This is a genomic window from Azospirillaceae bacterium (genome assembly GCA_028283825.1).
Classification (GTDB): Bacteria; Pseudomonadota; Alphaproteobacteria; order Azospirillales; family Azospirillaceae; genus Nitrospirillum.
The window spans coordinates 687062-699614 of the sequence record JAPWJW010000005.1; the positions used below are offsets into that span (position 1 = coordinate 687062).

Sequence of the window (12553 nt, forward strand, 5' to 3'; positions counted from 1 at the left end):
TGTCCTGACGATGCGAAGACGGTAGGATGAGGGCTCTCAAGCAAAGGGGACGGCCATGACCCATCGCACCGCCGACCTGGTCGACGCCTATGAGGACAGCCTGCAAAGCTGTGAGGTCCAGTTCCACAGCTTCGGTGCGCGCCACGCCTTCCACGGCCCCATCCGCACGGTGCGCTGTCATGAGGACAACGCCCTGCTGAAACACACACTGTCGGAGGCGGGTGAGGGCGCCGTGCTGGTGGTGGATGGCCACGGCTCGCTGCGCACCGCCCTGGTGGGCGACATCATCGCCGGCCTGGCCTACAAGCACGGTTGGGCCGGCCTGGTGCTGTGGGGGGCGGTGCGCGACAGCGTGGCCCTCAGCCACATCGACATCGGCATCAAGGCGCTGGGCACCAACCCGAAGAAAAGCACCAAGACCGGCGCCGGCCAGGCGGACGTGCCCGTGACCTTCGGCGGCGCCCAGTTCATCCCCGGCGCCTGGCTTTACGCGGATGAGGACGGCATCGTCGTCAGCGCCACGCGGCTTTAGCCAGGTAAGGGAACGAATTCCTTGTCGTCCAGGTCGGGCAGCTTCATGCGGCCGGCGCGCCAGTCGGCCTTGGCTTGCTCGATCCGCTCCTTGCGGCTGGAGACGAAGTTCCAGTCGATGAACCGCTCGCCCAGCGGCTCCCCGCCCAGCAGCATGACCACCGCCGGCGTCACGGCGGTGAAGATCACCGGTTGGCCGGGCGTGAACACCAGCATGTGGCCGGCCTCCACCGTCCGCCCGTCCACCTCCACCGATCCGGTGGCGATATAAGCCGCGCGCTCCGGATATTCCGCCGGCAACTGCGCCTTGGTGCCCGGTTGCAAAATCCAGTGGACGTAGAACATGGGGGAATGGGTCTTGACCCCGGCCTTGGCGCCGAAGGCCTCACCCGCCACCAGGCGGGCCCACAGGCCGCCATGCTCATAGGTCGGCAGGGTTCTCCACACCGTAATGGTGGAAGGCGGGGTCGGTCTCCTCATCCGCCTCCGGCAGGGCCACCCAGGCCTGGATGCCGTGCATGGGGCCGCCCTCGGCCCGCGCCTTCTCGAACCGTTCGGAATGGGTGATGCCGCGGCCGGCCGTCATCCAGTTGACCTCGCCCGGGCGGATGGCTTGTTCGGATCCCACGCTGTCGCGGTGCATGATCTCACCCGCGAACAGATAGGTGACGGTGGACAGGCCGATGTGCGGGTGCGGGCGCACGTCGCGTTCGGCCGGGATGCCCTGGGGGAAATCCACCGGGCCCATATGGTCGAAGAAGACGAAGGGGCCGACATGGCGGCGCTGGGCCACCGGCAGGATGCGCCCGACCTCGAACCCGCCCAAATCGCGCCGCCGCTGGTCGATGACCAGTTCGATCATGATGCCCCCCAATGCTTGCCGTGGCCGAGGATGATGCCAGGGCGCCCGGGCGCGTTCAACCAGCGCCCATCGGACGCCACGACTTACAGCAGGTGGCGCAAGCAGGCGGTGGCGGCCACGCCGACGATGACGGTGGGCAGCATGGAGAAACGGCAGGCCATGGCGATGGTCACCGCTAGGCCAAACAGGTCGGCCGGCCGGGTGGTGGTGAAAGCGGGCGCGATGACGGAGATCAGCACGGCACCCGGCACCGCCTCCAGCACGGCGGTGGCGCGGGGGCTGAGCGTGCGGTTGCGCAAGACCAGATAGCCGGTGACGCGGGTGCCGTAGGTCACCGCCATCATGGCCAGGATGGTCAGCAGGGCGGGCACGTCCAGCGCGAAATAGCGTTCCAGCATCACGCGGTCCCTGTCGTTTCGTGACCGGCCACGACGTAGGCGACCACCAGGCCCGCCAGGGTGCCAGCCGGCACGTACCAGGCCCCCGGCACCGCCAGGTGCGTCACGGCGGCCACGCCCAGGCTAACCGGCCAGGGCAGGGCGCGGCGCCACCCCTTCCACATGCCGCGCACCAGCACCAGGAAGACGGCGGTGAAGGCCATGTCGAAGCCATAGGCCTGCGGGTCGCCCAGCACCGGCCCCACGCACGCGCCCAGTACCGTCATCGCCACCCAGGCGATGTAGAGGGAGACGGCGAGGCCGGCGTAGTAGGGGGCGCTGATGCCCCTGCGGCCGCTGGCGGCCACGCGACGTCGGGCGTCCGCCATGCCCAGGGCCCAGGTCTCGTCCGCCATGGTGAACAGGGCCAGTGCCGCCTGCCAGGGCCGCAGGTGGCGGATGTGGGGGGCGAAGGCGGCACCCATCAGCAGGTGGCGGCAATTGACCAGCAGGGTCATGCCGGCGATCAGGGCGATCTGCGGCGGGCTGTGCCACAGCTCGATGGCCACGAACTCCGACCCGCCGGCGAAGTTCAGGCCGCACATCATCGCCACTTCCAGCGGGCTCAGGCCCTTCATCGCGGCCTGCGAGCCCAGCACCAGGGCGAAGGGCGTGCAGCCCAGCAGGACCGGCATCATGGCGGCCACCCCCCGGCGGAATTCACGCGCCACCCCGGGCTTCGGCGCCGTGTCCTCCGGTGTCGCATCGTCAGGCAGGCAGGTGGCGGTCATCGGTGCTGTTCCATGGGGCGGGACCGGTTTCACGGGGGCTGTATGGTAGGGGAACTGTGGCCACATGGAATTGCATAGGCCGTGCCTTAGCCCCGCCAATTTGGCATCCTGTTCCGCACAAACATCCAATACGGGGGGAAATGCCTGATGCTGACGGTGGACATGGCCGAGTTGCCCGGCCTGGTGGGGCGTGAACTGGGTTGTTCCGACTGGGTGCTGGTGGACCAGGACCGCATCGACCGCTTCGCCGAGGCCACGGGCGATCATCAGTGGATCCACGTGGATGTGGAACGCGCCACGCGCGAAATCGGCGGCACCATCGCCCATGGTTTCCTGACCCTGTCGCTGCTGGCGGCGCAGACCTATCAGATCCTGGCGGTGCGCGACGCCGGCCGGGGTCTGAACTACGGTTTCGACAAGGTGCGTTTCCTGGCGCCGGTGCCGGCCGGGTCGCGGGTGCGGTCGCGCGAGACCCTGGTGGCAGTGGCGGAAAAGGCCGGCGGCCTGCTGCTGACCCGCTCCGTGGCGGTGGAGATCGAAGGGGGTGAAAAGCCGGCATTGGTCGCCGAATGGCTAACGGCGGTCTATCGCTGATGGCCAAATGGCTGGTGCCGAAATGGACGAAGACTTAGAATATAAACCTTACACGGATGGTTTATGTATTTTAAATAATCGGGACTTCTTAAAGGTTCATGGCGCAGTGAAACCTTCCAATCGCCCAATTCCAGCCATATTCGGGGGCTGAACTCCAATCTGTCGCAGGCGGGCACTTCAATCTGAACGATGACCCGCCCCAATTCAGCAAGGAGGTATTGCCATGAAGACCCGTATTCTGATGAGTGGCGTTGCGCTGGCTTCTCTGTTGGCCGGCGCCGCCTGCGCCCAGGACACCACCCGCACCACCTACACCACGGCGCAGACCACCACGACCGCGCCGGTGGACAGCACCACGACCACCACCCGCAGCCGCACCACGGTTGACCAGCAGGCCCTGCCGCCGGCACCGTCGTCGGATGACATGTCGGCGCCGGGCGCCACCACGCGTTCGACCGAAAGCACCTACAGCAACGTCCAGGGCTCGGACAACGACGCGACCAGCACGTCGAAGAGCACGACGACGACCTATCCGGACGGCAGCAAGGCCAGCCGCAGCCACAGCAAGACCGAGACGCCGGACGGCGAGACGGTGGAACGCCAGTCGACCCAGACCGACAGCATGGGCAACAGCACCTCGTCCACCGCCACCACGACCACCACGCCCCGTTAATTCGGGCCCTGGTTGGCGAAGTGACAAAGGGGCGGAACGCGCCAAAGGGCGGTTCCGCCCCTGTTGTTTGTGCGGTGCAGAATATTCGGGGGGGATATTTAAAATATCCAGCCGACCGGAACTTTCAAATGAGGCGCTGGATTGAACGGTCATCCCATGATTGCCGCAATCTTGCGGTTGAATTGGGCGAATGATGGTGAGGCGCCCGTCAAGGCGACCGCCGGATACCTTATGGAGGATTCCATGCGCACCCGTCTTCTTTTGGGCGGCGTGGCCCTGGCGACCTTGTTGGCCGGTGGTGCCGACGCCAAAACCGACAACTGGAACGGCCGGCTGAACAACACGACAGTGACCCGTGTCGCCGCCAGCGGCCAGGCTACGCCACAAACCACCCCCAGCACGGCCAGCCCCAACACCGGCAACCCGGCCCCGGCCACCACGCAGGACACGCAGAACGGCGCCGTCCCCGGCGCCATGGGCGTGACCGATGGCACGGCCACCGGCACCACCCAGACAACCGGCAGTTCCAGCAGCACCGCCGCCGGCGCGCCCAAGCCCCCGGATGGGGGCGCCAGTCCCAATGGCTCCGCCACCAGTTCCTCAGGCCCGCCGGCCAGTCCCAGCGGCGGTTCGACCAGTCCGTCGGGTGGCACCACGTCGCCGCGTTAGGCGGCGCTTAGCTGAACACGATGGTCTTCTGGCCGCTGACCAGGATGCGGCGTTCGATGTGCCAGCGCACGGCGCGGGCCAGGACGGCGCATTCGATGTCGCGGCCGATGTCCACCAAATCTTCCGGCGTATGGGTGTGGTCCACGCGCTCGATGCCCTGTTCGATGATGGGGCCTTCGTCCAGGTCGGTGGTGACGTAGTGGGCGGTGGCGCCGATCAGCTTCACGCCCCGGCTGTGGGCCTGGTGATAGGGCTTAGCACCCTTGAAGCTGGGCAGGAAGGAATGGTGGATGTTGATGCAGCGGCCGGACAACTGCCCGCACAGGTCGGCCGACAGGATCTGCATGTAGCGCGCCAGCACCACCAGGTCCGCACCCGTCTGGCTGACGATGTCCATGAACGCCGCCTCCTGCGCCGCCTTGTCCCCCTTCAGGGGCAGGTGGTGGTAGGGAACGCCGCTCCATTCCACGAAGGACCGCATGTCGTCATGGTTGGAGATGACGGCCGGGATGTCGATGGGCAGGGAGCCGGAGCGGGCGCGGTGCAGCAGGTCGTAGAGGCAGTGGCCGAACTTGGACACGGCGATCACCACCTTGGGCTTCACCGTCATGTCCACCAGTTGCCAATCCATGCGGAAGCGGCGGGCGATCAGCTGGAAGCCCTGGCGCAGGCTTTCCAGGTCCGGGAAGCCGGGGCCGTCCGGGCGGAAGGCCGTGCGCATGGAAAAGCTGTCGGTCAGCGTGTCGTTGAAATGGTTGGATTCGGTGATCGAGGCGTCGTTGTCGGCCAGGTAGCTGGAGACGGCGGCCACCACGCCCTTAACGTCGGGACAGGTCAGGACCAGGACGTAATGGGTGTTGGCGGCGGGGCTCTTCTGCGACGTCACGGGCACTATTCCTTAAGCCAGGCAGGTTTGGTTTGGAAGGAAGTTACGCGGGTCTAGCATAAAGCGGACACGCGTCACAGCCCTGGCCCTGCGCATGGCGGGCATCCATCTCATACGCACGGCCTTTGATCGTGACCACTCAAAGGCCCCCTCAGGCGCCGGGCGGCGGACATCCGTCCGCCTTGGCTGATCCTCGCTTTCCAGTCCGCTACGCTCCCCGGAAAGCTCCGGCGGCTGCGGTCGCAGCCTACAGCGGCACGAGTCAGAAACTCGTGCCGCTGGCATCAGGCCCGTTCCGTGAGGTCGTGCGCGATCTGGCCGGCCGTAGCCTGCAACAGGGCGATGGTGTCGGCCAGGGGCGTGGTCAGGGGTGTGTGCTGGACGAAGGGCACGGTCAGGGCCGCCACCGCCGCCCCGCCGCTGACCACCGGCACCGACAGGTCCATGACGCCCATGACGTAGTCGCTGGCCGCCTGCTCATACCCTTGCTCCCGCACCTGGGCGGCACGCTCGGCGAAGGGGGCGACGCGGGGCGCGCCCACCGCCTGGTCCAGCATGCGCCGCCAGGCCGCCTGCACCTGCGGCGGCTGAAAGGCGTACAGCACCATGCCGGATGTCGCCTCCACCAGGCTGCGGTGATAGCCGGGCCGGACGGAGAAGCCCAAATGGCCCGGGTTCTCGATGCGCGCCACCACCACCATCTGTTCATCCGATGCCACCGCCAGGTGGCAGGACTGGCCGATGGCCAGGGTCAGGTCGCGCATGCGGGGCAGCGCCGCCTCCAGCAGGGTGCGCACCGGTGCCCGCGCCATGCCCAGGGTGAACAGCTTGTTGGTCAGCTCATAGCCATCGGCGCCGGACGCGGGCGCGATGTAGCCCTTGAACTCCAGCACTTGGATCATGCGGAACAACTCACTGACCGAGCGCCGGAGGCGGCCGGAGATTTGCGACGGCGTCATGGGGGCGCCATGGGCCGCCAGCAGTTCCAGGATATCCAGGCCCTTTTCCAGCGCGGGCGCCCGGTATTTGCGCACCGCTTCCGTCTCGTCCACTTGGGCGTCGAGCGCGTCCAGGTCGGCCAGGCTGTCGTCGGGGGCGGTGGTCATGGGCTTATCCAACCGGTGGGGTGCTGGGCATGTCGTCACATGCCATTGGGGGACGGCCTCAGGCAAGTGCGTGTGGCTTGACAGCGACGCCTGGTGGTACGATTTTATATACGGAAGACGATTTCGCATATGAATGAAAATCGCCCACATCCGGGAGAGGCCGATCCTGACCGTATCCGCACCCTTCGTGCCCCAATGCCCGCCTGTGCCCGCCTTGGGCTTCGGCGCCGCGGCCATCGGCAACCTGTACCAGCCGGTGGCGGAGGGCGATGCCCGTGCCGCCGTGGCCGCCGCCGTGGCGGCCGGCATCCGCTATATCGACACGGCACCGCATTACGGCTTCGGTCTCAGCGAAAGCCGACTGGGGGCGGTGCTGGCGGAACTGGATCCGGCGGCGGAACTGCTGCTGTCCACCAAGGTGGGCCGGGTGCTGGAACCGCTGGCGGACGCGGACAAGGCGGCGGTGCGCTACGGCTTCGCCAACGCCGCGCCGTTTCAGCCGGTGTTCGACTACAGCTATGACGGCGTCATGCGCTCGTATGAGGATAGCCGGCGGCGCCTGCGCCGCGACCGCATCGACATCCTGTTGGCCCATGATCTGGGCACCGTCACCCACGGGGCCGCGCACGACCACCATTTCCGCCAATTCCTGAACGGCGGCTATCGCGCCATGCGCACTTTACGCGACAGCGGGGCGGTGGGCGCCATCGGTTTGGGTGTGAATGAGTGGCAGGTGTGCGCGCAGGCCCTGGGCCATGTCGACCTCGATGTCGTGCTGCTGGCCGGCCGCTATACCCTGCTGGAACAGGCACCGCTGGATGGGTTCTTCGATTTGTGCGCCGCGCGCGGCGTGCGCGTCATCATTGGCGGCCCCTACAACTCCGGCATCCTGGTCAACGGCACGCGGGGGAACGCCCCGCTGCACTACAATTACGAACCCGCACCGCCGGCCATCATCGACCGGGTGCGCCGGCTGGAGGCCGCGTGCGATGCCTTCAACGTGCCCCTGGCCGCCGCGGCCCTGCAATTCCCCCTGGCCCATCCGGTGGTGGCTGGTGTCATCCCCGGCATGGCCGACGCCGGCCAGGTGGTGCAGACCCGCGCCCTGATGGACACGCCCATTCCGGCCGACCTGTGGCATGCCTTGCGGGCCGAGGGCCTGCTGCACCCGGCCGCCCCCACGCCCGATCCGCAATCCTCCACCCCCGGCAAAGTCGCATGAGCACACCCATCTCCCCCCTCATCCTGCTGCACCCGGACGACAACGTCCTGGTGGTCCGCGCCGCCGTCCATGCCGGCGACCACCTGGACATCGACGGGGTGGCCTTCACCGCCGCCCAGGACGTGACCGTGGGCCACAAGCTGGCCCGCCGCGCCATGGCCCCGGGCGACAAGGTGCTGAAGTACGGCGCGCCCATCGGGTCCATGACCAGTGAGGTGGCACTGGGCGGCCATGTCCACATGCACAACATGAAAAGCGATTACATCGCCAGCCACACACGACAGGTGGTTGGCGGAAATGAGGGGAGCCACTGACATGCGCGGGTTTCTTAGGAGCGATGGGCGCAAGGGCATCCGCAACGTCGTCGTCGTGGCCTATCTGGTGGAATGCGCCCACCATGTGGCGCGCCGCATCGTCACGCTCAGCGATGACATGGACGTGCACCTGATCGGCTTCCCCGGCTGTTATCCCAACACCTACGCCTTCCAGATCATGACCAGGCTGTGCACCCATCCCAATGTGGGCGGCGTGCTGCTGGTGTCGCTGGGCTGCGAAAGCTTCAACCGCGAGGCCTTGCGCCAGGCGGTGGCGGAAAGCGGCCGGCCGGTGGAAACGCTGGTGATCCAGCAGGCCGGCGGCACCAAGGCCACCATCGAGGCCGGGCGCCAGGCGGTGGATCGGCTGAAGGCCATCGCCGCCCAGACACCGGTGGTGGAACTGGCGCGGCATGAACTGGTGGTCGGCACCATCTGCGGCGGTTCGGACGGCACCAGCGGCATCACCGCCAACCCGGCGGTGGGCCGTTGCTTCGACTGGCTGGTGGAGGCGGGGGCCGCCTGCATCTTCGAGGAGACCGGCGAACTGGTGGGGTGTGAGCGCATCATGTCCGACCGCGCCGTGACCCCGGAGCTGGGGGTGGAGATCGAGGCCTGCGTGCAGAAGGCGGAACGCTACTACACCATCATGGGTTTCGGCAGTTTCGCCCCCGGCAATGCGGAAGGCGGCCTGACCACCCAGGAAGAGAAATCCATGGGCGCCTATTCCAAATCAGGATCCTCGCCCATCAGCGGCCTGATCAAGCCGGGCGACATCCCGCCGTCGGGGGGGCTGTACCTGATGGACGTGGTGCCGGATGGGGAGCCGCGCTTCGGCTTCCCCAATATCTCCGACAATGCGGAGATCGTGGAACTGATCGCGTCGGGCTGCCACGTCATCCTGTTCACCACCGGGCGCGGTTCCGTCGTCGGCTCCGCCATCTCCCCCGTCATCAAGGTGTGCGCCAACCCCGAGACGTATGCCCGCCTGTCGGAGGACATGGACGTCAACGCCGGCCGCATCCTGGAGGGCCGGGCCACCCTGGATGAGGTGGGGGCGGAGATCCTGGCGTGCGTTGAGGCGGCGGCATCGGGCGAGCGCACGGTGTCGGAGGCCCTGGGCCACCAGGAATTCATCCTGACCTACAAATCGTTCGAGCCGGTGGGCCCCGCCTGCCTGCCCGTCCGTGGCCGCGCCGCCTGATTGGCGCCACGGAAGTTTGTTTTTGACTAGGCCCCGACCGGGGCCGCCGGAGATTTCCGGGTAACGCATTGGACTGGAAATCGAGGATAGCCAAGGGACCGGACGGTCCCGCCGGCGCCTGAGGAACAAGGAAAAGATATGCAACGGTTGGCAGGAAAGAAGGCGTTGGTGACGGCGGCGGCCCAGGGCATCGGCCGGGCGACGGCGGAACTGTTCGCGCGTGAAGGCGCCACGGTCTATGCGACCGACATCAATGTCGGGCTGCTGGCGGAGGTGGAGGGGTGTGAGCATCGCCGCCTGGACGTGCTGAAGGACGACCAGGTGGCGGCCCTGGCGGAGGAGATCGGCACCATCGACGTGCTGTTCAACTGCGCCGGTTTCGTCCATGCCGGCACCATCCTGGACTGTGATGCCGCCGCCTGGGATTTCTCGCTGGATCTGAACGTCACCGCCATGGTGCGCACCATCCGCGCCTTCCTGCCCGGCATGCTGGAGGCGGGGCGGGGCAGCATCATCAACATGTCGTCGGTCGCCAGTTCCATCAAGGGCGTGCCCAACCGCTTCGCCTATGGCGCCACCAAGGCCGCGGTCATCGGCCTGACCCGCTCCGTCGCCGCCGACTTCGTGGGCCGGGGCGTGCGCTGCAACGCCATCTGCCCCGGCACGGTGCAGACCCCCTCGCTGGACGAACGCCTGGCCGCCACCGGCGACTATGCCGCCGCCCAAGCCGCCTTCGTCGCCCGCCAGCCCATGGGCCGCCTGGGCAAGGCGGAAGAGATCGCCGAACTGGCGCTGTACCTGGCCAGCGACGTCTCCGCCTTCAGCACCGGCACCATCAACGTCATCGACGGCGGCTGGACGGCATGAATACGCGCGACCGTTGATCGTGACCGATCAACGGTCCCCTCAGACGCCGGGCGCCGGCATCCGCCGGCTTGGCTTCCTCCCTTTGTCGTCCGCGTCGCTCCCCACAAAGGTCCGGCGGCCCCGGTCGGGGCCTACGGTTGCTTGAGCGATTGCTCAAGCAACGATCACAATCGATAAAAGCGCCGGGCGGTCCCTTCGAAGATCGCCCGGCTCGCTTCACTTCCGGCGGCAGCTATCAGGTCGTGCGCCATGGCCAGCCAGCCGGCATAGTCGCCGGCCAGGTTCACCACCGGCCAGTCGCTGCCCCACATCAGGCGGCCGGGGCCGAAGGCGGCCAGCAACACCTCGACATAAGGCGCCAGGGATTCCCGCGTGGGGTTGGGGCCGGCCTCGGTCAGCAGGCCGGACAGCTTGGCGTGCACCTGGGGCAATGCTGCCAGTTCGCGCATCCAGCCCGCCCATTGCGTGATCTCGCCCTGGGCGATCAGCGGCTTGGCGCCATGGTCGATGACCAGGGGCAGGTCCGGGTGCCGGCGCGCGAAGTCCAGCAGTGCCGGCAGGTGGCCGGGCAGGACCAGGGCGTCGAAGGTCAGGCCGTGCGCCACCATGGCGCGGGCGCCCCGGTCCACCGCCGGATCGGCGATCCAGTCCACCGGCAGGGACTGCAGCATGGGGCGCAGGCCGCGCATCTCGGGACGGGCCGCCAGGGTGGCGATGCGGTCGGGCGCGGTCGGCGCCTTCAGGTCGGCCCAGCCCACCACGCCCAGGACGAAGGGATGGGCGTCGGCTTCCGCCAGCAGGAAGTCGGTGTCCTCGTCGCAAGGCTGGGACTGCACCAGCACGCTGCCGGCAACGCCCAGGGGACGGGCCAGGGCCGCCAGCTCATCCACGTCGTGGTCGCGGTGGAGGACGGCCAGATCTGGCGTGGGCCAGGCGCAGCCATGGCGGCCCAGGCGCCAGACGTGCTGGTGCGCGTCGATCATGGGCTCAGTGCCCGGTGGCGATGGGCGTCAGGCGGGCGGCAGGCTCCGTGGCCGGGACGGCCACCTTGCGGCCGGCCAGGCTGAAGGCGCCGACCACGGCGAAGCACAGGCCCGGCACCAGCATGGCGATGGCGATGGAGGTGAAGTCCGACACCTGGCCCATGACCACCGGCACCGCGGCCCCGCCGATGACCGACATGACCAGCCACGACGATCCGATCTTGGTCAGCGGCCCCAGGCCACGCAGGGACACGGCGAAGATGGTGGGGAACATGATGGACATGAAGAAGCTGGTGGCGATCATGGCGCCCAGGCCCAGCCAGCCGCCACCGAAGGCGCCGACTACGCATAGCACCACGTTGATGGCGGCGAACAAGCCCATCAGCCGTTCCGCCGCCACCCGGCCCATCAGGGCGGTGCCGGCGAAACGGCCGGCCATGAAGCCCACCAGCGACAGGGTCAGGTAGAAGGCGGCCGTTCTCTCATCCGTGCCGGGCACGCCGTGCTGGGCATAGCGGATCAGGAAGCTCCACACCCCCACCTGGGCGCCGACATAGAAGAACTGCGCCACCACGCCGAACAGGAAATGGCGGTGGCGCAGCAGGCGCCGCACACTGCCGCCCCCAATTGGGCCGCCCGCTGTCGTCGCCACCTCCGTCCGGTCCTCATGCCCGTCGCTCAGGCGCGGGAAACGCACGGCCAGCACCACCAGGGCCCATAGCAGCACCAGCAAGCCGAGGATGAGGTAGGAGGACTGGGCCGCCATCGCCTCGGTATCACGGAAGCGGGCCAGGGCGTCGGGTGACAGGGCGGCGATTTGCGTCGGCGTGTATTCCACGCCGGACAGGATGAACTGCCGGCCCACCAGCACGCCGGTGATGGCGCCCAGCGGGTTGAAGGCCTGCGCCAGGTTCAGCCGGCGTTCAGCCCCCGACGGGTCGCCCAGCACGGTCATCAGCGGGTTGGCGGAGGTCTCCAGGAAGGCCAGGCCGCTGGCGATGACGAACAGGGCGCCCAGGAAGGCGCTGTAGGCCCTGAGTTCGGCTGCCGGATAGAACAGCAGGGCGCCGGCACCGTATAGGCAGAGGCCCAAGACGATGGCGGCCTTGTAGCCGAAGCGCCGGGCGAACAGGGCGGCCGGGACCGCGCAGAAGAAATAACCCAGGTAGAAGGCGGATTGCACCAGGCCCGACTGCCAGTCCTTCAGGTCGAAGGCCTTGCGGAACTGCGCCACCAGCACGTCGTTCAGGTTGTTGGCCACGCCCCACAGGAAGAACAGGCTGACGATCAGGATGATGGGCACGGTCCAACGGCCAGCGGCGTGGCCGGGTGCGGCTTGGTGCTTCGGATCTGGATGACCGTCCGACATGTCCCCTCCCAGGGTATTTTTATGGCCGGTATGCGGACCGGCTGCGGCGACAAGCACATCAAATATGAATTTATACGTCAAATATAAAAACGCATCCGGTCCGCA

At 67.6% G+C, this 12553-nt stretch carries 14 protein-coding genes and 1 pseudogene; 8 read left to right on the forward strand and 7 right to left on the reverse strand.

Annotated elements, in window-relative coordinates; all coding sequences use genetic code 11:
* The first annotated feature begins 55 nt into the window (after nt 1-55).
* Nucleotides 56-532 (forward strand): ribonuclease E activity regulator RraA, encoded by a 477-nt coding sequence (rraA, locus tag PW843_29530; protein ID MDE1150711.1) that lies wholly within the window; start codon nt 56-58, stop codon nt 530-532.
* On the opposite strand, the pseudogene PW843_29535 reads toward rraA, so the two are convergent.
* From PW843_29535 to PW843_29545, 3 genes and pseudogenes are all read right to left on the reverse strand, one after another.
* Nucleotides 529-1393, reverse strand: a pseudogene (locus PW843_29535) (pirin family protein). The gene rraA and the pseudogene PW843_29535 sit on opposite strands and share 4 nt — an antisense overlap.
* A gap of 83 nt (nt 1394-1476) precedes the next feature.
* Nucleotides 1477-1791 (reverse strand): AzlD family protein, encoded by a 315-nt coding sequence (locus tag PW843_29540; protein MDE1150712.1) that lies wholly within the window; start codon nt 1789-1791, stop codon nt 1477-1479.
* Nucleotides 1791-2561, reverse strand: coding sequence for an AzlC family ABC transporter permease (locus tag PW843_29545; GenBank protein MDE1150713.1), 771 nt, complete (start codon nt 2559-2561; stop codon nt 1791-1793). Before PW843_29545 ends, PW843_29540 begins: the two co-directional genes overlap by 1 nt.
* A 147-nt stretch (nt 2562-2708) precedes the next feature.
* Between PW843_29545 and PW843_29550 the strand changes: the two genes are divergently transcribed.
* The 3 genes from PW843_29550 to PW843_29560 all read left to right on the forward strand — a co-directional run bounded on the left by PW843_29550 (nt 2709) and on the right by PW843_29560 (nt 4497).
* The gene (locus tag PW843_29550; GenBank protein MDE1150714.1) at nt 2709-3155 is read left to right on the forward strand and encodes a MaoC family dehydratase; all 447 of its coding nucleotides are present in this window, start codon (nt 2709-2711) and stop codon (nt 3153-3155) included.
* A gap of 223 nt (nt 3156-3378) precedes the next feature.
* A complete protein-coding gene (locus tag PW843_29555) occupies nt 3379-3828 on the forward strand; it encodes a hypothetical protein (GenBank protein MDE1150715.1) in 450 nt (149 codons plus the stop codon).
* Between the two features lie 243 nt (nt 3829-4071).
* A complete protein-coding gene (locus PW843_29560) occupies nt 4072-4497 on the forward strand; it encodes a hypothetical protein (protein ID MDE1150716.1) in 426 nt (141 codons plus the stop codon).
* A 7-nt stretch (nt 4498-4504) separates the two neighbouring features.
* Here PW843_29560 and purU read toward each other — a convergent pair whose 3' ends face one another.
* Both purU and PW843_29570 read right to left on the reverse strand, forming a co-directional pair.
* Nucleotides 4505-5383, reverse strand: a complete 879-nt coding sequence (purU, locus tag PW843_29565; protein MDE1150717.1) for a formyltetrahydrofolate deformylase — start codon at nt 5381-5383, stop codon at nt 4505-4507.
* Nucleotides 5384-5667: 284 nt separating this feature from the next.
* On the reverse strand, nt 5668-6489 hold the full coding sequence (locus PW843_29570; protein MDE1150718.1) for a helix-turn-helix domain-containing protein: 822 nt from the start codon (nt 6487-6489) through the stop codon (nt 5668-5670).
* Between the two features lie 133 nt (nt 6490-6622).
* Between PW843_29570 and PW843_29575 the strand changes: the two genes are divergently transcribed.
* From PW843_29575 to PW843_29590, 4 genes are all read left to right on the forward strand, one after another.
* The gene (locus PW843_29575; GenBank protein ID MDE1150719.1) at nt 6623-7711 is read left to right on the forward strand and encodes an aldo/keto reductase; all 1089 of its coding nucleotides are present in this window, start codon (nt 6623-6625) and stop codon (nt 7709-7711) included.
* Complete coding sequence (locus tag PW843_29580; GenBank protein MDE1150720.1) at nt 7708-8025, forward strand: UxaA family hydrolase; 318 nt, start codon at nt 7708-7710, stop codon at nt 8023-8025. The genes PW843_29575 and PW843_29580 overlap by 4 nt, the downstream gene beginning before the upstream one ends.
* Before the next feature lies 1 nt (nt 8026).
* On the forward strand, nt 8027-9229 hold the full coding sequence (locus tag PW843_29585; protein MDE1150721.1) for a UxaA family hydrolase: 1203 nt from the start codon (nt 8027-8029) through the stop codon (nt 9227-9229).
* Nucleotides 9230-9367: 138 nt separating this feature from the next.
* Complete coding sequence (locus PW843_29590; GenBank protein ID MDE1150722.1) at nt 9368-10096, forward strand: SDR family oxidoreductase; 729 nt, start codon at nt 9368-9370, stop codon at nt 10094-10096.
* A 164-nt stretch (nt 10097-10260) separates the two neighbouring features.
* Here the strand turns inward: PW843_29590 and PW843_29595 are convergent, their stop codons facing one another.
* Entirely contained in the window at nt 10261-11079 is an 819-nt protein-coding gene (locus PW843_29595; GenBank protein ID MDE1150723.1) for an amidohydrolase family protein, read from the reverse strand.
* Between the two features lie 4 nt (nt 11080-11083).
* Nucleotides 11084-12448, reverse strand: a complete 1365-nt coding sequence (gene fucP, locus PW843_29600; protein ID MDE1150724.1) for an L-fucose:H+ symporter permease — start codon at nt 12446-12448, stop codon at nt 11084-11086.
* Nucleotides 12449-12553 lie beyond the last annotated feature (105 nt).